Below are 26,934 nucleotides of genomic sequence, written 5' to 3'. Positions count from 1 at the left end.
CGTGGGGACAGGGCCGGGCCCCAGCCGCGCCAGGGCGCGAACTCAGCAGCCCAGCACCGGCTCCGCCCAGTCCGCGTGGTCCGAGTCGATGCCGTCGCCGCCGTCCGTGACGACGAGGCGGATCACCTCGGCGCCGCGCACGTCGGCCGAGACCGCCTCGGCGGGGTCGGCGGTGGTGAGGACGCCGGTGGCGGCGGCGAGCTTTCCGTCGGCCCAGACCTGGAAGGCGACGGTGCCCTTGTCCGGCTTCTCGTCGTCGACGCCGACCTGGGCCGTCAGCTTCTCGCAGGCCCCGCCCGCGTAGTACTCGACGGTGCTCTCCGCGTGCACACCGAGCCCCTTGGCGTACACCTTGCCGCCGATGGTGAGCGGCTTGCCGTCGCCCGCGGCGCTCTCACCGTTGCTGGTGTCCTTCTCGACGGGGCCCCAGCCGTTGGTGGTGGACAGCCACGGCAGGCCGCTGAGCGCGGTGTCGCCCGCGGGCGGTGCCACCACGACCCGCGCTGTGACCGGCTGTCGGAGCTGGACGCGGCCGCCGCCGGGGGCGCGGTGGCTCGCCTTCAGGTCGAGGGCGTACGTGCCGGGCTTGGCGTCCCTAGGCGCCGTCACCTGCCAGGACGTGCCGAGGACCTCGCCCGTGCGCAGGGCCGACGCACGAGTCGGGGAGGTCGCCTTCAGTCGCCAGCCGGAGGGTCCGGTGAGGGAGACGCGGACGTCGCGCGCGTCCGTGCTGCCGCGGTTGGCGACCTTGGTGAGCAGCTTCTCGGACTTGCCCGCCTCCACCAGCGGGTCGGCGGCGCCGAGGTCGACGGCGGGCGGCTTGTCCTGCCACTGGCCGTCGGCCGCGACCCGGACCAGGACCGTGCCGTGCGCGGGCACGGTCGCCGAGATGGTGCCCGCGACGTTGTAGCTCTCGTGCTTCCACAGGTCGCGCAGGGAGTAGCCGTCGGCGGCGGGCAGGCCCACGGCCTTCGCGGTCGTGGTGATGGTCTTCGGGCTGCCGGTCTCGTTGAACAGGGCGACGGCGCGGCTGCCGTCCTTCATCTCCTTGGCGACGACCCAGCGCCCGCCCTCGGACGAGACGACGTGGCCCTGCTTGCCCAGCGGGTCCTGGTCGACGGCGATGACTTCCCTGTTGCCGAGGATGTCGAAGGTCTCGGGGGAGACCTTGCGCAGGTCGGAGCCGATGAGCAGCGGCGCGGCCATGATCGACCACATGGAGAAGTGGGTGCGGTACTCGGTGGCCGTCATGCCGCCGTTGCCGACCTCCAGCATGTCGGGGTCGTTCCAGCGGCCGGGTCCCGCGTGCCGCGCGAGCGGCAGGTTCTTCTTCATGATGGCGAGCATCGAGCCCCAGTTGTCGCTGATGTCGCCCGTGGTGCGCCACAGGTGACCGACGTCGGCGGCCCACTCCCAGGGCTTGTTCTCGCCCCATTCGCAGATGCTGTAGACGATCGGGCGGCCCGTCGTCTCCGACGCCGCCTTCAGCGCGTCCCGCATGGCGATGTAGCGCTTCTTGGCGTCCACGCCCTGGTTATTGCAGTTGTCGTACTTGAGGTAGTCGACGCCCCAGTCGGCGAACTGCTGGGCGTCGCTGCGCTCGTGGCCGAGGGCGCCGGGGAAGCCCGCCGAGTTGCAGGTCTTCGTGCCCGCGCTGGTGTAGATGCCGAGCTTCAGCCCCTTGGAATGGACGTAGTCGGCGACCGCCTTGATGCCGCCGGGGAACCGCTTGGGGTCGGGCACCAGCTTGCCGTCGGCGTCGCGCTGCGGCAGCGCCCAGCAGTCGTCGAGGTTGACGTACTCGTACCCCGCCTCCTTGAGGCCCTTCTCGACGAAGATGTCGGCGATCCCCTTGACCATGGACTCGTCGAAGTCGGCGCGGCAGTGCGTGGCGTTCCAGTTGTTGAAGCCCATCGGCGGGGTGAGCGCGAGGCCGTCCGGCAGTCGGGGGCCCTCGCTGCCCCGGGCCCGGACGCCGTCCGCCGCGGGGGACCGGGCGGTGTCCGTGTCCTGGGTGTCGCTGCTGGCGACGGCGGGCGCCGCGAGCCCGGCCGCGCAGAGCAGTGCCGCGGCGAGCGACCCGACCACTCTTCGGGGGATGGTGCGGCTGGAAAGGTGACGCATCGTGACGTTCCTCCGTACTCGCGGAAGATGGGATGTCTTCGTGTACGTGTCACTCGTGCGCGCTTACGGTAGGGCGTGTTGAACTCTGTTGGAAGAGGAGCGGTAACGGTTCGGGCCGTCCCCGTCAAAACCCTTGACGGCGGGGACTCGTGGGAGTGAGATCCAATCCTCGCGTTCGGTTGTGTTCGGTTGCACCCCGAGGAGGGGACATGACGCAGTCATCGTTCACCGGTCCACCGACCCCGCGCGGTGGGGCTGGACATCCGATGTCCCGGCGGAGTCTCCTGCGCGGTACGGCCGTGGGCGCCGGAGCGGTCACCCTGCCCGCGCTGCTCACCGCCTGCGGCGACGGGCCCGGCGGCAACAAGAACGAAGTGACGGTGGGCTCCAACGCCTCGGACGCCGTACCGAAGAAGGCCTTCGCCGCGGCCTTCGCCGCGTACGAGAAGCAGAGCGACAAAAAGGTCAAGGTCAACACCACAGAGCACAACGAATTCCAGCAGAACATCACGCGCTATCTCCAGGGTTCACCGGACAACGTCTTCATGTGGTTCGCCGGTTACCGCATGCAGTACTTCGCCGAAAAGGGCCTGCTCATCGAGATCAGTGACGTCTGGAAGGACTTCAAGGGCTTCTCGCCCGCGCTGAAGGAACAGTCGACCCACGAGGGCAAGCAGTACTTCGTGCCGTACTACTACTACCCGTGGGCCGTCTTCCACCGGAAGAGCCTCTTCGAGAAGCAGGGATACGAACAGGCCGAGAACTGGGACCAGTTCATCGCCCTGGCCAAGAAGATGCACAAGGACGGCACCCCGGTCGCCTTCTGCGACAAGGACGGCTGGCCCGCCATGGGCACCTTCGACTACATCAACATGCGCCTGAACGGATACGAGTTCCACAAGAGCCTGATGGCGGGCGAGGAGGCGTGGACCGACCAGAAGGTCAAGAAGGTCTTCGACCTGTGGCGCGAACTCATGCCGTACTACCAGAAGGGCGCGCTCGGCCGGACCTGGGAGGAGGCCGGGCAGGGCCTCCAGCAGCGCAAGACCGCCATGGCCGTCTTCGGCATGCCGCACCCCGGCTCCCAGTTCCCGGTGAACGAGCGCGACGACATCGACTTCTTCCCTTTCCCGGAGATCGACCCGCAGTTCGGCCGGGACGCGGTGGAGGCGCCCATCGACGGATTCCTCGTCGCCAAGAAGTCCAGGAACGTGGAGGGCGCCAAGGACCTGCTCGCCTGGCTCGGCACCGCCGAGGCCGAGGACGTGTATCTCAAGGGCGACCCCAACAACGTCGCGGTCAACGACGGCGCCGACACCGCGAAATACAGCCCGCTGCAGAAGAAGTCCGCCGAACTCGTCTCCAAGGCCAAGCACATCTCGCAGTTCCTCGACCGGGACACCCGCCCCGACTTCGCGCAGACCGTGATGATCAAGGCGCTGCAGGACTTCATCGACAACCCGAAGGACGTCGACGGGCTCGTCAACAGCATCGAACGCCAGAAGAAGAACATCTTCTCCACGTGAGTCGATACATGAGTCGATACATGAGTCGATACATGAGTCGATACGTGCGCCGACGCGTGGGCCTGAGCTGATCCGTGAGCTGATTCGGGAGGAACGCACCCCGTGCCGCAGAAAACCGCGCGGCGCGCCGGTCGGCGGGCGACGCGGCGCTTCACGCGCCGTGACATCGCCGTGCTCGGCGTGCTCCTTGGCATCCCCGTCCTGCTGGACATCGTCATCGTCTGGGGCCCGGCCCTGGCCTCCGTCGGCCTGTCCTTCACGTCCTGGGACGGCATCGGCGACATCCATTGGGTGGGTGGCGACAACTACGAGAACCTGGTCCAGGACTATCCCGCGTTCTGGCCGGCGGTCCGCCACAACCTGTTGTGGATCGCCTTCCTCGGCCTGGTCGCGACGCCCTTCGGGCTCTTCCTCGCCGTCCTCATCGACCGCGGCATCCGCTTCAGCCGCTTCTACCAGTCCGTGCTCTACATGCCGGTCGTGCTGTCCCTCGCCGTCGTCGGCTTCATGGCACAGCTCCTGCTCGGCACCGACCAGGGCGTCGTCAACACGATCCTGAACGACCCCCACGACCCCGTGGACTGGCTCGGCGACTCCGACATCAACCTGTGGATGATGATGCTGGCCGCGAGCTGGCGGCACACCGGCTACGTGATGATCCTCTATCTGGCCGGACTGAAGTCCGTCGACCCGGCCCTGAAGGAAGCGGCGGCCATCGACGGCGCGAACGAACGCCAGACGTTCTTCCGCGTCACCCTGCCGACGCTGCGCCCGGTGAACGTCATCGTCGGCGTCATCACCGTCATCGAGGCGCTGCGCGCCTTCGACATCGTGTACGCGGTGAACAAGGGCCGCAACGGCCTCGAACTGCTGTCCGTGCTCATCACCGACAACATCATCGGCGAGGCGAGCCGCATCGGATTCGGCTCCGCCATCGCCGTGGTCCTGCTCGGTGTCTCCCTGGGATTCATCGTGACGTTCCTGGTCCAGGAGCTGAGAGGAGCGCGCGAGAAATGACCGCGGACATCCGTGCCACCACCCGTCCCGGCCGATCCGCACCGCCCGCCCGGGAGTCCGGCCCGCCACGGCGCCCGCGCCGCGGCCGCTTCGGCGCCCACATCTTCCTGTCCGCGGTGTCGCTCGCCTTCCTCGCGCCGCTGCTGCTGGCCGTCTACGCCAGCCTGCGCCCGTACGAGGAGACGGCCCAGCATGGCTACTTCTCGTTCCCGAAGAAGCTGTCCTTCGACTACTACCGCGAGGCCTACACCGAATCCGGTATGGGCAAGTACTTCATGAACACGCTGATCATCGCCGTCCCCGCGGTGATCATCACGCTCTTCCTCGCCGCGTTCGTCGCCTTCGCCGTCGCCCGCATCAACGTCCGCGGCAGCCTCGCCCTGCTGATGTTCTTCACCGCGGGCAACCTGCTGCCCCCACAGGTCCTGGTCACACCCCTCTACGTGCTGTTCCTCAAGATCGACCTGCCCTGGTGGATGTCCGACTCGATGACCCTCTACGACTCGTACTGGGCCGTCATCCTCGTCAACATCGGCTTCCAGGTGGGCTTCTGCGTCTTCGTCCTGTCCAATTTCATGCGCACCCTGCCCAAGGAGATCCTGGAGGCGGCGATCGTCGACGGAGCCGGGGTCTGGACCCAGTTCTGGCGGATCACCCTGCCGCTGTGCCGCCCCGCGATCGCGGCCCTCGCCACGCTCGAGTTCACCTGGATCTACAACGACTTCCTCTGGGCCCTGATCTTCATCTCCAACCCCGACAAGCTCCCGATCACCTCGTCCCTGAACAACCTGCGCGGCCAGTTCTTCACGGACTACAACCTGCTTGCGGCGGGATCGGTCCTGGTGGCCCTGCCGACGATCCTCGTCTTCCTGCTGCTGCAACGGCACTTCATCGCGGGTCTCACGCTGGGGTCGAGCAAGGGCTGAGTCACTGCTCCGCGTCGCGGACCAGGAGTGCGATCTGCACCCGGTTCTCGACCGCCAGCTTGGCGAACAGGTTGGTCGTGTGTGCCTTGACGGTCGCCACGCTGATGCGCAGGCGCTGGGCGATCTCCGGGTTGCCCAGGCCGTCCGCGATGGCCCGGGCGGTTTCGCGTTCCCGTTCGGTCAGGGTGGACAGCCGGTTCCGCGCGGCTTCGCGGGTCGGGTCGGCGGCGTGCGCGGACCGCGGTCCCGTGGCCGCGGCGATCACTCGTGCCGTGGCCGCGGGCGACAGGACGGGGTTGCCGCCCGCGACGGTCCGTACCGCGTCGAGGATCTGGGGTGGATGGGTGTCCTTGAGCACGAACCCGAGTGCTCCGGCGCGCAGCGCGCCGAGCACCAGATCGTCGGAGTCGAAGGTGGTCAGCACGAGCACGTGGGGCGCGGGCCTTCGGGTGAGGAGTTCGCGGGTCGCGCTGAGGCCGTCGCGTCGGGGCATGCGCACGTCCATCAGGACGACGTCCGGCCGGTGTTCGTCCACGACGGTGAGCGCGGCGTTGCCGTCGGCTGCCTCCGCGACGACGGTCAGGTCCGGTTCGCCGTCGATGATGAGCCGCAGGGCCATGCGCACGAGTTGTTCGTCGTCGACGATGACGACGCGCACCTTCGGCTGTTCGGTGTCCACTCAGGTTCTCTTCTCGAGCACGGGGTTCGGCCAGGGCAGGGCGGCCGTGAGGAGGTAGCCGTCGCCGGGGGTGGGGTGGTGGTCGAGCTCTCCGCCGACGAGGCCGACCCGCTCGCTGAGGCCGAGCAGCCCGAATCCCGACGCCGGGGGCCGCGCCGTCGCGCCCGCGGTCGCCGAGTTGCGGACGCTGACGGTGAGCCGGTCGCCCGCTGCTCCCTCCAGGGCGACGCACACGCGGGCGCCCGGCGCGTGCTTGGCGGCGTTGGTGAGTCCTTCCTGGACGATCCGGTAGCAGGTGCGCGCGACGACGTCGGACGGCTTGCCCGCCACGGTGGTGCTGAGCGTGACGTCGAGGCCGGAGGCACGTGCGTCCTCGACCAGGGCGGGGACGTGGTCGAGGTCGGGCTGTGGTGGTTCGGGGCGGCCGGGTTCCGCGCGGAGGACGCCGAGGACGTCGCGCAGTTCCTCCAGGGCCTGGTGGGAGCCCTCGGCGATGCCGCGGACAAGCACGCGGTTCTCCTCGGAGGTGAGGTCGCCGCGGTGGTCGAGTACTCCGGCCTGCAGGGCGACCAGGGAGATCCGGTGCGCGAGCACGTCGTGCATCTCGCGGGCGATCCGGTTGCGCTCCAGGGCCCGTGCCTGCGCGGCTCGTGCGGTCTGCTCCCGTTCCGCGCTCTCCGCCCGCTCCCGCAGGGACCGCACCTCGACGCGGCGCGCGCCGACGGCCATGCCCACGGCCACCGCGATGCCTGCGGCCAGTGCCGGGAACGCGAGCTGGACCCACGTCGAGCCGGGCGCGTCCTGAGTGGGGTAGGGCGAGGGCAACCGGGACGCGGCCACGTAGACCAGCGCGACACCCCCGATCTCCACTGGCCGGCGACGGGTGGCGACCGAGCCCAGCGCGACCAGCGCGGTGCCGCCGGCGAGCGCCGACGCGGTCGCCGCGATCGCGGCGGCCATGGCGACGGCCCGCGGGAACCGGCGCCGCCACAGCAGCGCGGTCAGGCAGCCGAGAGCCACCAGCGGATCACCGATGAGGAACCAGGAACCCGTGCCACCCGCCTCCCGGTGCAGCAGCACTCCGACGGACAGCCAGGCCGACAGGCCCACGGCGACGGCCGCCGCCAGGCGCCAGGTCTGCTGCCACCATCCGAGCGGTGGCGCGACGTCCGTGTTCACCCGGCAATTATCACGAGACCGCGCGATCACCGCGTCCGACCTGAGGCGGGTATGCCCTTCGACCAGAGTCGAACGACCGCCTCGCCCTTGGTCGGGGACGGTTCTGTCCGACGGGCCGATGTGCCGGTCGCGCCGGTGGGAGAGGGTCGTTCCACCGGTACGCCGACACCGTTGGCTGCCACCGCTGAGCACGAGTGAGAACGACCGCACGGTCGCGACGGGAGCGGAGCCATGATCAAGGAGTGGCGGCGGCGCCGGGCCGCCCGGCGGGTGAGGCCAGGTGACGGGCGGCCGCTGCGGCCCTTCCGCTGGTGGCAGCTGCTCTCCCGCGCGCTCTTCTACCTCCGGCTGACGCACGACGACGGTCGGCAGGTCGTCTACGCCGTCGACGTCATGCACGGGCGGACCGACGGGTCCGGCGTCGTCCATGCCCATCTGTACGTCGACGGCAGACAACACGCCCGGTCCAAACTCCCCGCCGCCTTCCCCGTCCACGGGGGCACGGTCGAGGTGAGCACGAGTGTCTTCGGGCTCAGGCGCTGCCATTACGTGACCACCGAGGGAGCCGAGCACCCACTCGTCCCCGACCGCGACTCCGCCGAAGGGCGCCGCGCGTACGTCGACCGCGCGCACCCCGAACTGAGCCGCTGGGTCGGTCATGTGTCGTCGGCCGTGCTCGTCGTCGCCCTGCTCCTGCTCGCCTCCCAGCTCGGCGAACAGCTCACCCGGCCGGAGGAGATCGCCCGGCACGTCGGTGCTTTCACCTCGCCCGTGGACCTGTCGGCATGGGGCAACGTCCTGGTGGGGCTCGGTGCCACGGCGGCCAGCACGGAGCGGGCGCTGCGGCTGCGCCATCACTGGCTGCTCGACGGCGGGGCGGGATGACCGAGCCCCGGCGAATCCCCGGCTGTCTCGCGCCGCATCCCTTCCCGGCCGCGACGGACGGCCGCGACGGACGGCCGCGACGGACGCAGCGGCCGGACCTCGGCACGGCGCGCGCCGCGCTTACGGCAGTCGTCGGGCCGCGGCTCGTTCCGGCGCCGCGGGCGGAGTACCGGTCATGGCTGTGCGGGGATACGCCCGTGTCCCCATTGCGTCCCTGCACGGGGACCAGAAACCCGGCGCCGCCCCGCCCGCGGCGGCCCTGCCGTCAGGACTGCGGCCGCTTGCCGTGGTTGGCCGCGTGCTTGCGGCGGGCCTTCTTCTTGCGGCGTCGCTTCGAGGACATGGCCGGGCTCCTCTCGGAGGTGGGATGGCGCCGGTTGCGCTGTTTTCTGGCGTTTTCCACCCTTCCACACCGTCGCGGGGCTCGCGATTCCGCCCGGTGGTTCGCGGGAGCGACGCGGCCGTGCGGGTCCCGGGCGTGCGGTCCGGGGCCCGGGGCCGTCCCCGGTCAAGGGTCCCGGCGGGGCTGCGCCAGCGCCTCCCGTACGGAGGCGACCGGGGACAGCGTCGCCTTCAGGCCGGTGATGCCCATGACGCGCAGGGTCATGGGGTCGGCGCACACCACCCGCAGCGCCGCGCCCCGGGAGGTGAGGCGGCGGTGGGCCCGCATGAGCAGGGAGAGGCCGGAGCAGTCGAGGAAGGTGGCACGCGTCAGGTCGACCACGACGACCCGGGCCGGGCCCGCCGTCACCGGGTCGAGGTGGGGGAGCGTGCGCTGGAACCCCACGAGGTCCATGTCGCCGTAGAGCTCCACGACGGTGGCGTTGCCGACCTCGTACACCCGCGGTGGTAACTCCGGGTTCTCGCACGTGAATTCGCTCAACCTGTCCTGATGCACTAATCCCCCCAGGGCGAGCCCCGGCCAGTGCGCGCGGCCGGGGGCGGCTGCCGTGTGGCAACCGGAACGAGGAGGTCACCAGGGGCCAGGGTGCCTGGCGGATCACCGTATCGGGCAGGGCTGCGACGCGGAGTGCGGGAACGATTCACGGGAGAGCACTGCCACTCGATGGGGGGAAGTTACTTCAAGGCCCTTGACAAGACGGCTTGGCTGTTCGTACGAGAACGGTCACCCTCATCAGGCGCTGGTTTCCGTGGCAGTGTGTTGCGGGCAAGCCACTGGGGGCCAACAGAAGAGGGGGAACCGTGATCGTCTGGATCAACGGCGCGTTCGGTGCGGGCAAGACCAGCGCCGCACGGGAACTGATCGAGCTGATCCCGAACAGCACACTCTTCGACCCTGAGGTCATCGGCGGCGAGCTGCCGCAGCTGCTGCCCGCCAAGCACCTCGCCGAGGTGAGCGACTTCCAGGACCTGCCGATCTGGCGGCGCCTGGTGGTGGACACGGCGGCCGGGCTGCTCGCCGAGGTCGGCGGCGTACTGGTGGTACCGATGACACTGCTGCGCCAGGAGTACCGCGACGAGATATTCGGCGGCCTCGCCGCCCGCCGCATAGCCGTGCGCCATGTTCTGCTCGCTCCGGACGAAACGATCCTGCGTGCGCGCATCGCCGGACGCGAGGTCTCCCCGGACGTGCCCGACGGCGAACTGTGCGTCCGCCAGTGGTCGTTCGACCACATCGAGCCCTACTTCGCCGCGCTCTCCGCCTGGCTCGGCGCGGACGCCCACCGCGTCGACAACGGCGCCCTGACGCCGTCCGAGACGGCCGAGCACATCGCCGAGGCCGTCCGCTCCGGAGCCGCCGCCGTCAGCGACATCGTGCAGACGCCCGAGCCCACTGCCGAGACCCTCGCCGCCGGCGTGCTGCTCTTCGACGAGCAGGACCGGGTGCTCCTGGTGGATCCGACGTACAAGGCGGGCTGGGAGTTCCCCGGCGGCGTCGTCGAGCCCGGCGAGGCGCCCGCGCGCGCAGGTGTGCGCGAGGTCGCCGAGGAGACCGGCATCCGCCTCACCGGCACACCGCGCCTCCTGGTCGCCGACTGGGAGCCGCCCGCACCGCCCGGCTACGGCGGCATGCGCTTCCTCTTCGACGGCGGCCGCCTCGACAGCACCGAGGCGCGCCGACTGCTGCTGCCGGGCCCCGAACTGCGCGACTGGCGCTTCGCCACCGAGGACGAGGCCGCCCGGATGCTCCCGCCCGTCCGCTACGCCCGCCTGCGCTGGGCGCTGCGGGCGCGCGAGCGGGGCGCGACGCTCTACCTGGAGGCCGGGGAGCCGGTGGGGGGTTGAGCCCGGCGGGCGCCCCGGGGCGTGCCGTGCGACGGCGGCGCTGAAACGGGCGCAGGCGGTGCTCGCCGACAAGCCCCGCCGACGGCCCGTCAGGACGCCACCGGGCCGCCGCCGGAACACGGTCGGGCCACCGGGGAACACCGCAGAAGCGGGCCTCAGGCGTTCCCGTACCGCTCCGCCGCCGCCCGCAGCACCGCCGACGCGTCCCGCTCCACCGGATCGCCGTGCCCGAAGCACGCCACGTCCGCCTCCAGCGCGGCGAGCCGGTGGAAGGACGCGACGGCCTCGTCGCGGTCCTGGTTGCCGACGCCGAGCAGCACGCCGTGCCCGGGGGCGGAGGCGACGGCGTCGCCCGTGAACAGCACGCCGTGCCGGGGCAGATGCACGCCGACGCTGCCCGCCGTGTGCCCGCGCGCGCTCACCAGGTGCGCGCCGCCCCCGAAGTCGAGGACGTCGTCGTCCGCCACCTCCTGGAGGTCGGGGGCGTACGCGTGCTGGTCGGTCGCCGCCGGCACGTGCTTCGTCGCCTCCTCGAAGATCGGCACCTCCCAGTCCTCGAGGACAGCCGGGGGTCCCGGCACCTCGCCGCGCACCATCGGCGCGTCCAGGTGGTGCGCGTACACCGTCGCCCCAGTGAGTTCCGCGAACTCGCCCGCGCCGCCCGCGTGGTCGCCGTGGAAGTGCGTGAGCACGACGCGCCGCACGTCGCGGGGGCGCAGGCCGAGTCCGGTGATCGCGTCCGCGAGGGCCGCGCCGCCGCCGGGCGGGCCCGCGTCGACGAGGGTCAGCTCCTCGTCGTCCCGCCACAGGTAGGCCTGGCCGACGGGGAAGCGGAAGAGGTGGAGGCGGGGCCGGAGCTCGATGATCTCGATGGCGTTCATGCGGCGACCGTACGGAGGCGGCCGCCGCCGACGGGAGATCGCTTCGCCCTGGGCGTACGCGTTCTGCCCGGGGCGAAGCACCGCCGCACGACGTGCGCCACAGCGGGACGACCAGCTGGTCAGAGCGTGCAGGTCTGCACCGGGTCGCCGTCCGGGCGGGGCACCGTGCGGCTGCGCGGCGGGGCCGTCCCGTCCTCGGCCCAGGCCGTCAGGGCGTCGAAGGCGTCGCGTACGCAGGGCAGCATGGGGCGCACGAGGCGGGGGTGTGCGCCGTACAGGCCGTCGGTGTGGTTGCCGCCGGTGACGCGGTAGTAGCGGTGCTTGTGCCCGCGGTGCGCCTGCGCCACGAGGCGCGCGTACCGGTCGGAGCCGGGGCCGATGGGGACGAGGGCGTCGAGGGTGCCGTGCAGGGTGACGAGGGGGCGCTGGACGCGGCCGGTCAGGGAGAGGCGGCCCAGGGTGTCGTGGACCGCGCGCGGGCGGGCCGCGTAGTCGTAGTCGGTGTCGCAGCCCTTGCCCGTGCCCTCGCGGCAGAACGGCGTCCCGGCCTCGGTTGCGCCGTCGTAGCCGGGGTCGACCTCCTCGCGGATGAGGCGCTGGAAGGTGTCCCACTGCGTGCGGTGGTGCGTCTCCCACAGCGGCTCGGACTCCGGCGGATAGCCCGCGGCACGCAGCGCCTCGCGTGCGCCGGGCTCGCCCGCCAGGAGCCGTGGGTAGGCGCGCAGCGCGGGCGGCAGCGTCGCCAGGAGGTTCGGTGACCTGCGGGTCAGCAGGACGCCCTCCCAGTCGAGGCCGCCGTCGTACAGCCACGGCACGTTCTCCAACTGCCAGCGCACCAGATAGCCGCCCATGGACATACCTGCCGCGTACGTGTGCCGGGGCACGTGGCCGTAGTGCCGGGCCGCGACGCTCTTGGCCGCGACGGTGAGCTGGGTGAGACGCCGGTGCCATTCGGCGATGGCGTCACCGGGGCGCTTTCCGTCCCGGTACAGCGTGGGGCCCGTGTTGCCCTTGTCGGTCGCCGCGAACGCGTAGCCCCGCGCGAGGACGTGATCGGCGATGGTGCGGTCGTTGGCGTACTGCTCGCGGACGCCGGGCGGCCCCGCCACGACCAGGCCGCCGTTCCAGCGCTCCGGAAGGCGGATCACGAACTGGCTGTCGTGGTCCCAGCCGTGGGTGCCGTTCGTGGTGGAGGAGTCGGGGAAGTAGCCGTCGAGCTGGACGCCGGGCACACCGCTCGGGTTGCGGGTGCCGGGGGCCACCAGGCCGGCCCAGTCCGCGGGGTCGGTGTGGCCGGAGGCGACGGTGCCCGCCGTGGTGAGGTCGCGGAGGCAGGCGGCCACGGTGCGCTCGGCGCCGGGGACGCGGAGCCGGTCGCCGGGGCAGGGGGCGGTGTCCGGGGCGGCTGCGGCGGTCGGGGTGAGGGTGGCGGTCGGGGGGAGCGTGGTGAGGAGTAACGCCGCTGCGGCCAGCGGGAGGTGACGGAACATCATGGGTGGGCTCCTTCGGTCGGTGGTCCCGCGCTCGGGGTGGTGGATGCGTCCCCGCTCGACAGGGGAGTCGGCGCTCCGTGCGGAGCGGGGCAGGGCGACCGTAGGGAGAGGCCGGGGACGGCCATAAGTGCCGACCGGCCAAGGTGACGGCCATGCGTGCAGGCGGGTGCCGAGGGGTGGTCGGCCGTACGGCACCTGCCGAACGGCCACAGTCGACCGGACCGCCCCCGAAGCCTCGTTGCGGCCGAGCTGTCCCCAGTACCGTGACGGCCAAGCCCGTCAGGGGTGGACCACGCACCGGGAGGCGCGGATGACAGCGACGGTGCACCCCTTGGGCGCGCCCCACGCGCGCGTGGCGGAGGACCGGCCGGCACGCCCCGTGCCTTGGGTCTCCTCCGTGCTCTACGCCGCCGTGCTGTTCGCGGGCGTGTACTACGACATCGTCGGGGACGACCCCCAACACCCCGCGCGCACAGCGGGCTTCATCGCCGCCGTGGCCGCCTTGTTCGCCCTGGACGCGGCCGAGGCGCACTGGTGCCGGACGGCCGCGCGGCACCGCGCCGTCTCGGCGGCCGTCCTCGCTCTGCGCGTCGGACTCTTCCTCACCGTGGCCGCCTGCGACAGCGCGGGCCTGTCCCGGGCGCTGTTCGTCCTGGTGCCGTTCACCGCGTACTTCGCGTTCGGGCGGCGCGCGAGCCTCGCACTCGGCGCGGGCTGCGCGGGCGCGCTGCTCGGTCGGTACGCGCTGACGGTCGACGGCTGGTACGCGGACGCCGGGGCGATCTCCGACCTGCTGATGTTCGGGCTCGGCCTGGTGCTCGCCGTGTCGATGGCGGCCGTCGCGACGGGCGAGCAGGAGGCCCGGCGGAGCCTGGAGTCGACCGTGCGTGAACTCACCTCGTCCCACCGGCAGTTGCGGGAGTACGCGGCGCGGGTCGCCGAACTCTCCACGGCCCAGGAGCGCAACCGGCTCGCCCGCGACATCCACGACAGCCTTGGCCACCACCTCACCGCCATCGCCGTGCAGCTGGAGAAGGCCGACGCCTTCCGTGCCCTCGACGCGGCGGCGGCAGACCGTGCCGTCGCCGACGCCCGCTGGTCGGCGGCGCGCGCCCTGGACGAGGTGCGCCGGTCCGTCCGCGCCCTGCGCGCCGAGGCCGACCCGTTCTCCCTGTCGACCGCGCTCACCGACCTCGTCCACCACACCGACACCGGCCGGCCCCGCGTCACCCTCACCATCACCGGGGCGGAGACCGGGTACGGCGCGGACCGGCTGACCGCGCTGTACCGCGCCGCCCAGGAAGCGCTGACCAACGCCCGCCGTCACGCAGACGCCCGGCACGTCACGGTGTCCCTGGAGTACGGCCCGTCCGCCGCGCGCCTCACCGTGGCCGACGACGGGCGCGGCCTGCCCGGTCCGGCGGCCGCGGGCGGGCGGGCGCCGGGCGTCGGGCTGCGCGGCCTGCGGGAACGGCTCCAACTCCTCGGCGGCGCGGTGCACATGGAGAGCGAGGCCGGGGCGGGGACGACGCTCACGGTGACGGTGCCGCGTACGCCGGGCGGCGGGCCATGACCCCAGGGACCCCAGAGACCCCAGAGACTCCACAGCCCCCGCAACCCGCACAGCCGCCACAAGTCCCACAGGCCCCAGGCGCCCCCGCCCCCGTGCGCGCCCCCGTGCGCGTCCTCGTGGTGGACGACCAAGAGCTGGTCCGCGAGGGCATCGCCTCCCTGCTCGGCATCCAGCCGGGCATCCGCGTCGTCGGTACGGCGGCAGACGGAGCCGAGGCCGTCGACGCGGCGCTCGCCCTCGCGCCCGAGGTGATCCTCATGGACGTCCGGATGCCGGGCATGGACGGCGTCGAGGCGGTGACGGCCATCGGGAGCAGCGCGCCCGGCTGCAAGGTGGTCATGCTGACAACGTTCGACGACGAGGAGTACGTCGTCCAGGCACTGCGGGCCGGAGCCGTCGGCTACCTCCTGAAAAACCTGCCCGCGGCCGAACTGGCCGCCGCCGTACGCCTCGCGCACCGCGGCGTGGCCCAGCTCGACCCGGCGGTCACCCGTCGCCTGGCCGCAGCGCCCACGCCGCCACCGGCCCCGGCCGTGCCACCACCACCCCCGCGCGGCGAGCCCGAACCCACCGCCCGGGAGGTCGAGATCCTCCGGCTGGTCGCGGCCGGGGCGACCAACCGCGAGATCGCCTCCCGCCTCTACCTCAGCGAGGGCACCGTCAAGAACCACATCTCCCGCATCCTCACCCGCCTCGGCCTGCGCGGACGCGCCCAGGCCGCGCTGTACGCCCGGGACCGCGGGCTGCTGTGAGCGGGGTCCTGCCTCATCCGGTCAGGCCCCGGACACCGCGGGCACCAGCACCTCCGCCGCGAAGTCCGCCGCCGAGCGCGGCGCGCGGCCGAGCACGTGGCGCACGCCGTCGCCGAGCCCCGCCACGCCCTCGGCGCGGTAGTTCGCGTACAGGTCGTGCAGTCCGTCCACGACCCCGGGCGGCACCCCGCCGTCGGTGAGCCCCGTGCGCCAGGCGTCGTCGAGCGGCACGTCGACGTAGACGACGGGCCTGCCGAGCGCCGCGCCGAAGCGGTCGGCCAGGACCGGCAGGGTCAGGGCCTCGGGGCCGCTGAGGTCGATGTCGCCGCCCACCCCTCGCTCCGCGAGGAGCTCGGCGACGGCGACGTCCGCGATGTCGCGCACGTCGACATAGCCGCGGGCTCCGGCGGGCCCGGCCGGATCGGCGAAGGTGCCGCGGGCGATCGCGTCGGCCGACGGCAGGAAGTTCTGCAGGAAGCGGTCGGGCCGCAGCACCGTCAGCTCGGGCACCCCGCCCGCGCGCAGCCGCCCGGTGACGACGTCGTGGGCGCCGGTGACGGCGTCCGGCACGATCCCCGCGCCCACGAACGGCCGGGCGCCGAGCTTGACGATCCGGCGCACCCCCGCGTCGAGCGCCGCGTCCACGAGCCCCGTCTCGGCCGCCACCTGGTCCACCGCGAAGGGGTGCGCCAGATACATCCGGTCCACGCCCGCGACCGCGCGCCGGACGTCCGCCGTGACGGTGGCGTCACCGCGTACGACCTCGCCGCGCACCGCGCCGAGCGCCCGTGCGCCGGCATCGGAACGCACGAAGAACCGCACGTCGTCGCGGTCGCGCAGCGCCGCTGCCACATGGCGCCCCACCGCACCGTTCGGCGTGGTGACCAGTACCGTCATCGAACCCCCAAAACGCGAACACGATCAAGCCCGTGTTCGCGCCAACGCCCGCCGGGCGCCGAGGAATTCCTGGTACGAGGCCGGGGCAGGGGGCCGGGTCGCCCCGGTCCCGACCGCTCTGCGGCCCCGTACCGCCGCCGTCGCGTCAGCTCTTCGCGTACCGCTGGAGGAACAGCGCCTCGGCGACCGACATCCGCTCCAGTTCCTGCGGGGACACGCTCTCGTTGACCGCGTGGATCTGGGCCTCCGGCTCGTTCAGGCCGATCAGGAGGATCTCCGCCTCCGGGTAGAGCGCGGCCAGTGTGTTGCACAGCGGGATGGAGCCGCCCATGCCGGCGGCCTGCATCTTCTCGCCGTCGTAGGCCTCGCTGAGCGCCCCGGACATCGCCTCGTAGGCGGGGCTCGTGGTGTCCGCGCGGAACGCCTGGCCCTGGCCGATCTGCTCGGTGCTCACCCTGGCGCCCCACGGCGTGCGGGACTCCAGGTGGGCGCGGAGCAGCTTCGTCGCCGCGGCGGCGTCCACGCCCGGCGGCACCCGCAGGCTGATCAGCGCACGCGCCGACGCCTGCACCGACGGCGTCGCGCCGACCACCGGCGGGCAGTCGATGCCGAGGACCGTGACGGCCGGGCGGGCCCAGATGCGGTCGGCGACCGACCCCTCGCCGATGAGGCCGACGCCGTCGAGGACCTTGGCGTCCCTGCGGAAGTCCGCCTCGCTGTACTGCAGGCCCTCCCAGACGCCGTCGCTGTCCAGGCCGTCGACCGTCGTCGAGCCGTCCTCGGCGCGCAGCGAGTCGAGGACGCGCACCAGCGCCCCCAGCGCGTCCGGTGCCGCGCCGCCGAACTGGCCGGAGTGCAGATTGCCCTCCAGGGTGTCGATCTGGACGCGGACGAGGGTCATGCCGCGCAGCGTCGCGGTCACCGTCGGCAGGCCGACCCGGAAGTTGCCCGCGTCACCGACCACGATCGTGTCCGCGCGCAGGAGGTCCGGGTGCTCCTCCGCGTACCGCTCCAGGCCGCCCGTGCCCTGCTCCTCCGAGCCCTCGGCGATGACCTTGATGTGCACCGGGACGCCGCCGTTCGCCTTCAGGGCGCGCAGCGCGAGCAGGTGCATGACGATGCCGCCCTTGCAGTCGGCGCTGCCGCGCCCGAACCAGCGGCCGTCGCGCTCCGTCAGCTCGAACGGGGGCGTGGCCCACCCGGCCTCGTCGAGCGGCGGCTGCACGTCGTAGTGCGCGTACAGCAGAACCGTCGGTGCGCCCTCGGGGCCCGGCAGGAAGCCGTACACCGACTGGGTGCCGTCGGGGGTGTCGAGCAGCGCGACATCCTGGAAGCCCTCGGTGCGCAGCGCGTCGGCGACCCAGTTCGCGGCGGCCTCGCTCTCGCTCCTCGGGTACTGCTCGAAGTCCGCCACCGACTTGAACGCCACCAGTTCGGTGAGTTCAGCCTTCGCCTTCGGCATGAGGGAGGCGACGGTCTCGGCAATCGGATGCGGCGACATGGGCACGCTCCTCGTGGGTGCGACGTTGTGCGGGGTGTACGTGATCCTCCCACAGGCGGATCGCGGAAGCGTGCGCCGTAGGATGCCTCAAGAGAGCGCGGCCAAGAGCGGGATCGGGAGCGGAAGACCAACGTGAGCAGCGAGAACTCAAGCGTCGACGCGCGGCAGGTCTGGGACGTCGTCGTGGTCGGCGCAGGCCCCGCGGGCGCCTCGGCGGCGTACGCGGCAGCCGTCGCCGGACGCAGCGTACTGATCCTCGAGAAGGCCGAACTGCCGCGGTACAAGACGTGCGGCGGCGGCATCATCGGCCCCTCGCGCGACGCGTTGCCGCCGGGGTTCGAGCTGCCCTTCCAGGATCGTGTGCACGCGGTGACGTTCTCCCTGGACGGCAAGTTCGCCCGCACCCGGCGCTCCAGGAGCATGCTGTTCGGGCTGATCAACCGCCCGGAGTTCGACCAGCAGCTGGTCGAGCACGCCCAGAAGGCGGGCGCCGAACTGCGCACCGGCGCCACGGTGAGCCGCGTCGAGCAGCACGGCCCCGCCGTGCCCGACCGGCGTACGGTCGCCGTCGTCCTGGCGGGCGGCGAGACCGTCCTGGCCCGCGCCGTCATCGGCGCCGACGGCAGCGCCAGCCGCATAGGGGCGCACGTCGGCGTGAAGCTCGACCAGGTGGACCTCGGCCTGGAGGCGGAGATCCCGGTGCCCGAGACCGTCGCGGAGGACTGGGCGGGCCGCGTCCTCATCGACTGGGGACCGATGCCCGGGAGCTACGGCTGGGTGTTCCCCAAGGGCGACACCCTCACCGTCGGCGTGATCTCCGCGCGCGGCGAAGGCGCCGCCACGAAGCGGTACTTGGAGGACTTCATCGCCCGCCTCGGCCTCGCGGGCTTCGAGCCGAGCCTGTCCTCCGGCCACCTCACGCGCTGCCGCAGCGACGACTCGCCGCTCTCGCGCGGGCGCGTCCTGGTGTGCGGCGACGCGGCAGGCCTTCTTGAGCCGTGGACCCGCGAGGGCATCTCGTTCGCGCTGCGCTCCGGGCGGCTCGCGGGGGAGTGGGCCGTGCGCATCGCGGAGGCCCACGACGCGGTGGACGCCCGTCGCCAGGCCCTGAACTACGCGTTCGCGATCAAGGCGGGACTCGGCGTGGAGATGAGCGTCGGCCGCCGCATGCTGAACGTCTTCGAGCGCCGCCCCGGCCTGCTGCACACGGCCATCACGGGCTTCCGCCCGGCGTGGAACGCGTTCGCGAAGATCACCCGCGGTTCGACGACGCTGGCCGAGCTGGTCCGGACGCATCCGCTGGCGGGACGGGCGCTGAGCCGACTGGACCGGTAGTCCGGCGGGGCCCGGCCGCTGCCGGACGCCCGAGCGGTCCGGCCGGGCCAGGCCCCTGACGGCCGCCCGGCCAGGGCTCCCGCACCTCACCGCGCACCCCCCTCTCGTACTCCACCGGGAGTACGCCTGATCGCCACGCCTGGCGGACGCCCGCCGCCGACGCCCCGGTCTAGCGTGACTGCCATGGAACAGCAGCATCAGCGCGACGGTGGCGGCCCGCCCCGGGCAGCGGGCGGGCCGCCACCGCTCCGGGGACCGGCGGCCTGGCGGCAGGGGCCGCCGTGGTGGCACCAGGGCCCGCCCTGGTGGCGGATCGGGGACGTGGACACGCGCCGTCTGCCGTGGCTGACCACCGCGGTGCTGACCGTGTTCGTGCAGGTCGGCACCACCTTCGCCGCGGAGGGCCAGTCCGACCGCGAGTCACCTGACGGCTTCGCGCGGGCGCTGCTGTTCGCGGGCACGGCCGCCCTCCTGATGCGCCACCGCCACCCCGTCCCGGTGGCGTACTTCACCGCCGGGACGGCGATGGTGTACCTCGGCGCCGGATACCCGTACGGGCCGGTCCTCATCACCGTCGCCGTCGGCTGCTTCGCGGCGGTCGTCGCCGGGCACCGGTACGCGGCGTGGGGCGCCGTCGGCATGCTGTGGGCCGGGCACCTGCTGATCGCGCACTGGCTCTACCGGTACCTCCCGCCGGGCGACGACGGGCCCAGCTCCTGGGGCGGGGAAGTCGTCATCGCCGTCTGGGTCGTGGCGATCGCCGCCGTCTCCGAGCTGGCCCGCACCCGCCGCGAGCAGTGGGCGAAGGAGCGCGCCGAGCGGGAGCTCGCGGCCCAGCGGCGCGCCGACGAGGAGCGGCTGCGCATGGCGCGGGAACTGCACGACGTGCTCGCCCACAGCATCTCCGTCATCAACGTCCAGGCGGGCGTCGGCCTCGCCCTGCTCGACTCCGACCCCGAGCAGGCCCGCACCGCCCTGACCACCATCAAGGCCGCGAGCAAGGAAGCGCTCGGCGAGGTCCGCCAGGTCCTCGACACCCTCCGCGCCCCCGGCGCCGCCCCGCGCGCCCCCGCCCCGGGGCTCGACCGCCTCCCCGAACTCGTCGAGCAGGCCCGGAGCACGGGGCTCACCGTCACCGTCACGACCGAGGGCCGCCGTGCCTCCTTGCCGCCCGGCGCGGATCTGGCCGCGTTCCGCATCGTCCAAGAGGCGTTGACGAACGTCGTACGGCACTCGGAATCCAGGACAGCCACTGTCCTGGTCCACCGTGCTCCCGACGCCGTCACCCTGCGTGTCGACGACGAGGGGCCCGCGACCGGGGCGGAGGCGGGCGGCAGCGGCAACGGACTCGCCGGAATGCGGGAGCGCGCCGCCGCCCTCGGTGGCACGATCGAGGCGGGCCCGCGCCCCGACGGCGGCTTCCGCGTCACGGCGGTCCTGCCCACCCGCACCGCACCCGAGGAGAACCAGTGATCCGCGTACTGCTCGCCGACGACCAGTCGTTGGTCCGCGCCGGGTTCAAGGCCCTGCTCGACGCGCAGCCGGACATCGAGGTCGCCGGCGAGGCGGCGGACGGCGACGAGGCGGTGCGTCTGGTACGGCAACTGCGGCCCGACGTCGTCCTGATGGACATCCGGATGCCGGTGCTCGACGGCCTCGAAGCGACCCGGCGTGTCACGGGGGACGCGGCCCTGGACGGCGTGAAGGTGGTCATGCTCACCACGTTCGAGCTGGACGAGTACGTCTTCGAGGCGATCCGCTCCGGCGCCTCGGGGTTCCTGGTCAAGGACACCGAGCCCGAAGAACTGCTGCGCGCGGTACGGGCGGTGGTCGCCGGGGACGCACTCCTTTCGCCCGGTGTGACGCGCCGTCTCATCGGGGAGTTCGCCGCGCGTTCCAAGGAGCCCGCCGCAGCCGAGACCCTGAGCGAACTCACCGAAAGGGAACGAGAGGTGATGGCACTCGTCGGCATCGGCCTGTCGAACGAGGAGATCGCCCGCCGTCTCGTCGTCAGCCCGCTCACCGCGAAGACGCACGTCAGCCGCACGATGGTGAAACTCGGCGCCCGCGACCGGGCCCAACTGGTCGTGCTCGCCTACGAGTCGGGCCTCGTCAGGCCGGGCTGGCTGGGCTGACCCACCACCGGACCGACCGCCCCGGTCAGGACCGGCCCGCGCCACCCTCGTCGTCAGCGGTGGCACCGGCGCCGCCGTCGAGGGCCGCCCGCCGCTCCCGCTCACGCGTGGTGAAGCGCCACAGCACCGTGACAAGCCGCGCCACGAACGCGGTCGCCGCCAGCGAGCCGCCCACGCCGAGGAGGGCGCGCTCGGTGGACTCCGACAGGCTGAACGCGATCGCGGGACCGGCCACGACGACGCCGATGATGGCGAGCGCCACGGCCGTCGCGCTCGCGAGCGCGTACCCGATCTCGACCGTGACGGCGTCCCGCTCTGCCTGGCTGCGCCGCCCCTGGCCCACTGCCTCGTCCATGATTTCCGTTCCCCCGCAGATCGTCCCGTACGGGGAGTCTCACAGTCGAATGCCCGGTAGGCAAGGAAATCTCCGGGCGTCCGGGAGACGGCGGACGGCCCGGCGTGGGATCCACGCCGGGCCGTTCACGCCCGAAGGGCGAACCGGCGCTCCTCAGTCGCCCACGGCCACGCTCGTCCGCGTTCTCCCGGGACGGGGCCGCGGCCGGCGACTTGGCGACGACGACGGTCTGCTGCTTGCGCCGTGCCCGCAGCCCGGTGAGGTTGATGAGCAGGCCCGCGAGCGCGAACAGCGTCACGAGGACGAGTCCGGGCCGGTAGCTGTCGAGGACGGCCTGCGGTGAGGCGCTGCCCTCGGCGGAGCCGCCGTCGGACGCCGTGATCACCGCGGTGGTGATCGCGAGGATCACCGCGCCGCCGACCTGGATCGAGGTGTTGAGCAGGCCGGAGACCATGCCCTGCTCGTGGTCGTCGACGCCGTTGGTGGCCTGGATGTTGAGCGAGGGGAAGACCAGCGCGCACGCGATGCCGAGCAGCACCATTGACGGCAGGATGACCGCGACGTACGTGGGCGTCAGGTCGATGCGCAGGAACAGTCCGTACGACGCCACGAGCAGCGCGAAGCCCGTCACGATGACGCGGGTGGTGCCGAACCGGTCGATGACACCGGCGATCTTCGTGGCGGACAGTGCCACGATCACGCCGGCGGGCAGGAACGCGAGCGCCGTCTCCAGGGCCGACCAGCCGAGCAGCGACTGGAGGTACTGGGTGGCGATGAACTGGAACGACACGTACCCGCCGAAGAACGTCACCGCGCCGAGCTGGGCCCGGATCTGCGGCCCGGAGCGCAGCACGCCGAGGCGGATGAGCGGGTTGGGGGTGCGCAGCTCGATGCGGACGAAGACGGCGAGCAGGACGGCGACCGCGAGGAACGAGAGCAGCGTGCGCGCGGAGGCCCAGCCGACCTCGGGGGCCTGCACGACGGTGAAGACGAGCAGCAGCATCGACGCCGTGCCGGTGACGGCGCCCGGCACGTCGTAGCCGCCGCGCTTCTCCTCGCGCGCCGAGCGCGGGATGAGCTTGAGACCGGCGATGAGCGCGATCACGGCGATGGGCGCGGGCAGCAGCATGGTGAGCCGCCAGCTGACCTCCGTGAGCACCCCGGACAGGACCAGGCCGAGGGAGAAGCCGGTGGCGGCGCAGGTGGTGTAGATGGACAGGGCGCGGTTGCGGACCGGGCCCTCGGCGAACGTCGTGGTGATGATCGACAGGCCCGCGGGTGCGGTGAACGCGGCGCTCAGGCCCTTCACGAAGCGGCTCGCGATGAGCAGCGGACCGGAGTCGACGAGCCCGCCGAGCACGGAGGTCAGGGCGAAGACGCCGAGCGCGATCAGGAACACCTCGCGGCGGCCGAGCAGGTCGGCCGCGCGTCCGCCGAGCAGCAGCAGACCGCCGTAGCCCAGGATGTAGCCGCTGACCACCCACTGCAGGGACGAGGTGGACAGGTCGAGTTCGGAACCGATGGAGGGCAGGGCGACGCCGACCATCGAGACGTCGAGCGCGTCCAGGAACATCGCTGCGCACAGCACGAGCAGCGTGCCCCACAGACGCGGGGTCCAGCGCTCCTGGGACGGGGAGGCGGAGCCTGCGGGGCCGGCCTGGCCGGTGCGGCCGGTGGAGCCGGAGGGGAGCGGAGAAGTCATGACGAGGAGGCTCGCATGCACATGCATTCAATGCAAGTGCATTTAATTCATGTGCAATAAAGGTCCCGTTCCTGCTACCGTGCGTACATGGCGGCGACCAAGGCCGGGCCGGCGGCGACTGACGCCGAGCAGCGGCTCGTGAAGCAGTGGCGGGAGATCCTCGCGGTGCATGCGAGCACCCAGTGCGAGCTGGACCGCGAGCTGCATCAGCACGGCCTGGGCGCGAGCGACTTCGAGGTGCTCGACGTGCTCGCCACGGGCCTCGCGGAGGACGGCGACGACGCCTTCCGCGTCCAGGAGATCGCCTGCCACGTGCACCTCAGCCAGAGCGCGCTGTCCCGCCTCATCGGCCGCCTGGAGAAGGACGGCCTGGTGGAGCGCGGCATGTGCAACGAGGACCGCCGCGGCGTCCGGGTCTGCCTCACCGACAAGGGGCGCACGGTGCACGCCGAGGCACGGCCGGTGCAGCGGGCGGTCCTCGCCCGGATGCTTCCGGGGGCGGGCGCCTGACGCCTGCCCGGGGCGTCGATGCCCGACGTCACGCCCGGGCGCGCGCCGTCGGGCCGGTGCCTCAGACGCCCGACTTCTCGCTCCACAGCGCCGCGAGGTCCGCGTCCCCCGACACCTCGGGGAACGACCGCCGGTTCCACAGGGCCAGATAGAGGTCCGCGGCCGCGCCCGACACCTCGCAGTCGGCCGGCGCCGTCTCCCCCTGCTCGGTGACGGCGACGTCGGCGGACAGGCGTACCGTCCACGTCCCCTCCGCGTCCGTCGTCCGCACCCGCAGCACGCGCGGCTCGGCCGTCCGCATCCGGCTCTTCGCGCGCCCGTGGAACCCGCGCAGCAACTCGTCGATCCCGTCCGCCGCGAACCGCGCGTCCAGCGCCGACAGCGCACCGCCGCGCGCCGACTCCGCGTCGATCCGGTGCACGGCCGTCTCGTTGGCCTGCCGCCGTGCCCAGAAGGCGAGCGGCGACGGCGCGGGCAGGAACGTCCAGCACTCCAGGTCGGCGGGCGCTTCCCGCAGCGCGGCGACCAGCCGGGCATGCCCCTCCCGGAACCAGTCAAGGAGGGCGTCGCCGTCCAGGTCGAGCCGCTCCTGCCACGGCTCGAAACCGGGCAGCGCCTCCGCGACGAACCGGGTGGCCCAGCGGTGCACCGCGCCGGTGTGCCGCAGCAGGTCGCGAACCCGCCAGTCGGGACAGGTCGGCACGGGCGCGTCCAGGCCCGCCTCCCGCGCCGCGTCCGCCAGCAATGTGCCTTCGCGCTCAAGGAGTTCCGTGTGCTCAGCAGTCTTCATGCCGGGATTGTGCAGGATGGAGCGGGCTCCAGGGGGACACCTGTCGCGCGGTGGGCGCCCGCGAGGCTGGTCCAGAGGCACCGGCAGGCCGGGGGCAGACCACCTGATGTCGCGTCAGCCCGTGACCTCGGGCACGACAAGACCGGTTTCGTACGCGATCACCACCGTGTGCGTCCGGTTCTGTGCGCCGAGCTTGGTCAGCACGTTCCCGACGCGCGTCTTCACCGTCTCCAGGCTTACTCTGCGGCGACTTCGCGGCCGCCCTCAGCCCCTGTGCCTTCTTGGAGCGGGGCAGCGAGCCGCAGGCCAGGATCGACAACAAGGCCGGCGCGCTGATCGCACAGAACGAGTGGGACTCCCAGACACCCCTCTTCGCCGCCCGGGCCATGCACCGGGCCCTGTGCGGCTCCCGGATGCTGACCGTCGCAGGCGGCGAGGACACGGCGTCCTCTACGCTCCCGACGGCAATCGCTGCGCGGACAGGGCCGCGACGTTCTATCTGGCGACGGGGAGGCTCCCCGCCAAGGACATGACGTGCCGGGGCTCGGCCGGGCAGAAGCAGCAGCGGTCGGCCTGTGCGGCAGGCCTGCGGGCCGTCGAAGACGGCGACGGTGGAAGCGCACGGTCCGAGGAACGGGCTCAACGACCGGTGACAAGCGGCCAGATCCCGATGGCGGTGAACACGGTGCTGCTGTCGCGGTGGCGGACGCCACATCGACCGGAGGCGGTTCCTGGTGAAGGCGCAGGGCTGTGCCGCGATGCGCGGCCGGGCTGACCGGCACCCGGCAGACGTCGGCTGTGGGGGTGGGGGTGTCCCGTCGCCGATGCCCGGCGGTTCTCAGCAGAGCGGCCAGTTGCGCAGCGCGGCGTCGGCCATCGCCTGGAGTTCTTCACGGCTGACGCCGCTCGCGGCCTGCACGGCGATGCCGAAGGCCAGGGTGGTGACGTAGCGGGCCAGGAGCGCCGCGTCCGCCTGTGGAGGCAGGTCGCCGTCGTCGACGGCTTGCTGGAAACGCCGGTGCAGGCGGGAGCAGCCGTTGTTCCGCCAGGAGGTGAGGAGGTCACGGACTGTCTGTCCGGAGTCGCCGGCGGCCAGGGCGCTCTGGACGCCCATACAGCCTTGGGGGCGGGCCGGGCTCGTGGTGGTCCGGATGGCGCCGGTCAGGATCGCGGTGGCCACGCCGAGGGCGGTCGGTTCGCCCAGTGCGCGGTCCAGGTACGCGCTCGGGCCTTCGCTGTAGCGCCCCAGGGCTTTGCGGAAGAGCTCCTCCTTGTCGCCGAAGGCCGCGTACATGCTGGTGGTGGAGATGCCCATCGCTTCCGTGAGGGTGGCCAGACTGGCGCCCTCGTAGCCGTGCTCCCAGAAGACGAGCATGGCGCGCTCGAGCGCTTCGTCGGTGTCGAATCCCCGCGGTCGGCCGACGGATCGGCTCTGTTCGGTGCCCACCCTCCACAGGCTACCTCTTCCGCATCGATCGATGCGGAAGTGCTACGGTCGAGTTCTGTATCGATCGATGCAGAACTTGAGGGAGGTTGTCGCCATGGGACTGCTGGAAGGAAAGACCGCTCTCGTCACCGGGGGCAGCACGGGGATCGGGCTGGCCGGCGCGGTGCGACTGGCGGCCGAGGGTGCGCATGTGTTCATCACCGGCCGACGTCGGACGGAACTCGACGCGGCCGTCGCGACGATCGGGTCGGCGACCGCGGTGCTCGGCGACATCGCGGACCTGGCCGACCTGGACCGGCTCTACGAGGCGGTCAGGGATCGTGGGCAGGGTCTGGACGTCCTGTTCGCGAACGCCTCCGTGGCCGAGTTCGTCCCGCTCGAGCGGATCACGGAGGAGCACTTCGACGCGCTCTTCGGGATCAACGTCCGGGGCACACTCTTCACCGTCCAGAAGGCGCTGCCTCTCCTCAACGACGGCGCCTCGGTGATCCTGAACGGCTCCACCAGCGTGGACTCCGGCGAGGAGGCGTTCGGCGTGTACGCGGCGTCCAAGGCCGCGACCCGGTCCTTCGCCCGGACCTGGGCCAATGAACTCAAGGGGCGCGGGATCCGGGTCAACGCCGTCACGCCGGGACCGACCGACACCCCTGGCCTCTCGGGGCTCGCTCCCGACCCGGAACAGGCGGCCGGCCTGCGGCAGCACCTGGCGGCGCAAGTTCCCCTGGGCCGACTCGCCCGCCCGGAGGAGATCGCCGCGGCTGTGGTCTTCCTCGCCTCCGAGCAGAGCAGCTTCGTCACCGGTTCGAGCCTGTACGTCGACGGCGGCCTGAACCAGGTCTGAGCCCGACGGCGGCGGCGCCCCACCGGGGGAACTTCCCAGCCCCGGCGAGGCGTCTCCCCGCGCCCGGCCCTGACGGTCGGCGGGACCGCCGCCATCGGGTACGGCTTCGATGTCCAGGCCGGTCCGCAGGCGACACGGC

General features: G+C 72.4%; 25 protein-coding genes and 2 pseudogenes. 13 read left to right on the top strand and 14 right to left on the bottom strand.

All coding sequences use genetic code 11. The features are described from left to right. Positions 1–42: 42 nt before the first annotated feature. Entirely contained in the window at positions 43–2,124 is a 2,082-nt protein-coding gene (locus tag OO63_RS05285) for an NPCBM/NEW2 domain-containing protein (RefSeq protein ID WP_199819482.1), read from the bottom strand. Positions 2,125–2,390: 266 nt separating this feature from the next. Here OO63_RS05285 and OO63_RS05280 point away from each other — a divergent pair, with 266 nt between their 5' ends. From OO63_RS05280 to OO63_RS05270, 3 genes are all read left to right on the top strand, one after another. Continuing rightward, positions 2,391–3,650: an ABC transporter substrate-binding protein gene (locus tag OO63_RS05280; protein ID WP_030358135.1), complete on the top strand. Its 1,260-nt coding sequence runs from the start codon at positions 2,391–2,393 to the stop codon at positions 3,648–3,650. A gap of 102 nt (positions 3,651–3,752) precedes the next feature. Then, the gene (locus OO63_RS05275; RefSeq protein WP_030358134.1) at positions 3,753–4,667 is read left to right on the top strand and encodes a carbohydrate ABC transporter permease; all 915 of its coding nucleotides are present in this window, start codon (positions 3,753–3,755) and stop codon (positions 4,665–4,667) included. Next, a complete protein-coding gene (locus OO63_RS05270; protein WP_030358133.1) occupies positions 4,664–5,593 on the top strand; it encodes a carbohydrate ABC transporter permease in 930 nt (309 codons plus the stop codon). The genes OO63_RS05275 and OO63_RS05270 overlap by 4 nt, the downstream gene beginning before the upstream one ends. Position 5,594: 1 nt before the next feature. Here OO63_RS05270 and OO63_RS05265 read toward each other — a convergent pair whose 3' ends face one another. Both OO63_RS05265 and OO63_RS05260 read right to left on the bottom strand, forming a co-directional pair. After that, positions 5,595–6,272 (bottom strand): response regulator transcription factor, encoded by a 678-nt coding sequence (locus OO63_RS05265; RefSeq protein WP_030358132.1) that lies wholly within the window; start codon positions 6,270–6,272, stop codon positions 5,595–5,597. After that, a complete protein-coding gene (locus tag OO63_RS05260; protein ID WP_030358131.1) occupies positions 6,273–7,451 on the bottom strand; it encodes a sensor histidine kinase in 1,179 nt (392 codons plus the stop codon). A 231-nt stretch (positions 7,452–7,682) separates the two neighbouring features. Between OO63_RS05260 and OO63_RS05255 the strand changes: the two genes are divergently transcribed. Next, the gene (locus OO63_RS05255) at positions 7,683–8,336 is read left to right on the top strand and encodes a hypothetical protein (RefSeq protein ID WP_030358130.1); all 654 of its coding nucleotides are present in this window, start codon (positions 7,683–7,685) and stop codon (positions 8,334–8,336) included. Between the two features lie 265 nt (positions 8,337–8,601). On the opposite strand, the gene OO63_RS45290 is transcribed toward OO63_RS05255, so the two are convergent. Together OO63_RS45290 and OO63_RS05250 are read right to left on the bottom strand one after the other, a co-directional pair. Then, a complete protein-coding gene (locus OO63_RS45290) occupies positions 8,602–8,739 on the bottom strand; it encodes a 50S ribosomal protein bL37 (protein ID WP_157853946.1) in 138 nt (45 codons plus the stop codon). Between the two features lie 105 nt (positions 8,740–8,844). Next, on the bottom strand, positions 8,845–9,219 hold the full coding sequence (locus OO63_RS05250; protein ID WP_234311140.1) for an STAS domain-containing protein: 375 nt from the start codon (positions 9,217–9,219) through the stop codon (positions 8,845–8,847). Between the two features lie 320 nt (positions 9,220–9,539). On the opposite strand from OO63_RS05250, the gene OO63_RS05245 reads away from it, so the two are divergent. Further along, positions 9,540–10,583, top strand: a complete 1,044-nt coding sequence (locus OO63_RS05245; protein WP_030358128.1) for an NUDIX hydrolase — start codon at positions 9,540–9,542, stop codon at positions 10,581–10,583. 155 nt (positions 10,584–10,738) lie between these two features. Here OO63_RS05245 and OO63_RS05240 read toward each other — a convergent pair whose 3' ends face one another. Beyond that, positions 10,739–11,455 (bottom strand): MBL fold metallo-hydrolase, encoded by a 717-nt coding sequence (locus OO63_RS05240; RefSeq protein WP_030358127.1) that lies wholly within the window; start codon positions 11,453–11,455, stop codon positions 10,739–10,741. Between the two features lie 128 nt (positions 11,456–11,583). Further along, positions 11,584–12,957, bottom strand: a complete 1,374-nt coding sequence (locus OO63_RS05235) for a tannase/feruloyl esterase family alpha/beta hydrolase (RefSeq protein WP_078618950.1) — start codon at positions 12,955–12,957, stop codon at positions 11,584–11,586. Positions 12,958–13,267: 310 nt separating this feature from the next. On the opposite strand from OO63_RS05235, the gene OO63_RS05230 reads away from it, so the two are divergent. Both OO63_RS05230 and OO63_RS05225 read left to right on the top strand, forming a co-directional pair. Next, entirely contained in the window at positions 13,268–14,530 is a 1,263-nt protein-coding gene (locus OO63_RS05230; RefSeq protein ID WP_051834867.1) for a sensor histidine kinase, read from the top strand. A 92-nt stretch (positions 14,531–14,622) separates the two neighbouring features. After that, complete coding sequence (locus OO63_RS05225) at positions 14,623–15,282, top strand: response regulator (protein WP_030358124.1); 660 nt, start codon at positions 14,623–14,625, stop codon at positions 15,280–15,282. Between the two features lie 21 nt (positions 15,283–15,303). On the opposite strand, the gene OO63_RS05220 is transcribed toward OO63_RS05225, so the two are convergent. Continuing rightward, complete coding sequence (locus tag OO63_RS05220; RefSeq protein ID WP_030358123.1) at positions 15,304–16,179, bottom strand: NmrA family NAD(P)-binding protein; 876 nt, start codon at positions 16,177–16,179, stop codon at positions 15,304–15,306. A gap of 145 nt (positions 16,180–16,324) precedes the next feature. After that, a complete protein-coding gene (locus OO63_RS05215) occupies positions 16,325–17,680 on the bottom strand; it encodes a dipeptidase (RefSeq protein WP_030358122.1) in 1,356 nt (451 codons plus the stop codon). 132 nt (positions 17,681–17,812) lie between these two features. On the opposite strand from OO63_RS05215, the gene OO63_RS05210 reads away from it, so the two are divergent. From OO63_RS05210 to OO63_RS05200, 3 genes are all read left to right on the top strand, one after another. Further along, entirely contained in the window at positions 17,813–19,015 is a 1,203-nt protein-coding gene (locus tag OO63_RS05210; RefSeq protein WP_030358121.1) for a geranylgeranyl reductase family protein, read from the top strand. 183 nt (positions 19,016–19,198) lie between these two features. After that, positions 19,199–20,488 (top strand): sensor histidine kinase, encoded by a 1,290-nt coding sequence (locus tag OO63_RS05205; protein ID WP_030358120.1) that lies wholly within the window; start codon positions 19,199–19,201, stop codon positions 20,486–20,488. Next, positions 20,485–21,150 (top strand): response regulator, encoded by a 666-nt coding sequence (locus tag OO63_RS05200; RefSeq protein ID WP_030358119.1) that lies wholly within the window; start codon positions 20,485–20,487, stop codon positions 21,148–21,150. The genes OO63_RS05205 and OO63_RS05200 overlap by 4 nt, the downstream gene beginning before the upstream one ends. A 25-nt stretch (positions 21,151–21,175) precedes the next feature. Here the strand turns inward: OO63_RS05200 and OO63_RS46610 are convergent, their stop codons facing one another. Next, on the bottom strand, positions 21,176–21,505 hold the full coding sequence (locus tag OO63_RS46610; RefSeq protein WP_078618948.1) for a DUF6332 family protein: 330 nt from the start codon (positions 21,503–21,505) through the stop codon (positions 21,176–21,178). A gap of 208 nt (positions 21,506–21,713) precedes the next feature. Next, positions 21,714–23,207, bottom strand: a pseudogene (locus OO63_RS05195) (MFS transporter); the annotation flags it as partial. An 87-nt stretch (positions 23,208–23,294) separates the two neighbouring features. On the opposite strand from OO63_RS05195, the gene OO63_RS05190 reads away from it, so the two are divergent. After that, positions 23,295–23,717: a MarR family winged helix-turn-helix transcriptional regulator gene (locus OO63_RS05190; RefSeq protein WP_030358117.1), complete on the top strand. Its 423-nt coding sequence runs from the start codon at positions 23,295–23,297 to the stop codon at positions 23,715–23,717. A gap of 61 nt (positions 23,718–23,778) precedes the next feature. Here OO63_RS05190 and OO63_RS05185 read toward each other — a convergent pair whose 3' ends face one another. Continuing rightward, the gene (locus tag OO63_RS05185) at positions 23,779–24,507 is read right to left on the bottom strand and encodes a maleylpyruvate isomerase family mycothiol-dependent enzyme (RefSeq protein WP_030358116.1); all 729 of its coding nucleotides are present in this window, start codon (positions 24,505–24,507) and stop codon (positions 23,779–23,781) included. 114 nt (positions 24,508–24,621) lie between these two features. After that, a pseudogene (locus OO63_RS43170) lies at positions 24,622–24,747 on the bottom strand (DNA-binding response regulator); the annotation flags it as partial. Here OO63_RS43170 and OO63_RS46605 point away from each other — a divergent pair. Then, the gene (locus OO63_RS46605) at positions 24,690–25,040 is read left to right on the top strand and encodes an alpha/beta hydrolase (RefSeq protein WP_234311139.1); all 351 of its coding nucleotides are present in this window, start codon (positions 24,690–24,692) and stop codon (positions 25,038–25,040) included. The pseudogene OO63_RS43170 and the gene OO63_RS46605 sit on opposite strands and share 58 nt — an antisense overlap. 305 nt (positions 25,041–25,345) lie before the next feature. On the opposite strand, the gene OO63_RS05180 is transcribed toward OO63_RS46605, so the two are convergent. After that, entirely contained in the window at positions 25,346–25,954 is a 609-nt protein-coding gene (locus tag OO63_RS05180) for a TetR/AcrR family transcriptional regulator (RefSeq protein ID WP_030358115.1), read from the bottom strand. A 94-nt stretch (positions 25,955–26,048) separates the two neighbouring features. Here OO63_RS05180 and OO63_RS05175 point away from each other — a divergent pair, with 94 nt between their 5' ends. Then, positions 26,049–26,795: an SDR family oxidoreductase gene (locus tag OO63_RS05175; RefSeq protein WP_030358114.1), complete on the top strand. Its 747-nt coding sequence runs from the start codon at positions 26,049–26,051 to the stop codon at positions 26,793–26,795. Positions 26,796–26,934: the final 139 nt, after the last annotated feature.

The organism is Streptomyces alboflavus, from assembly GCF_000716675.1.
GTDB classification, from domain to species: Bacteria; Actinomycetota; Actinomycetes; order Streptomycetales; family Streptomycetaceae; genus Streptomyces; species Streptomyces alboflavus.
This window is presented reverse-complemented; position numbering and strand designations above follow the sequence as displayed.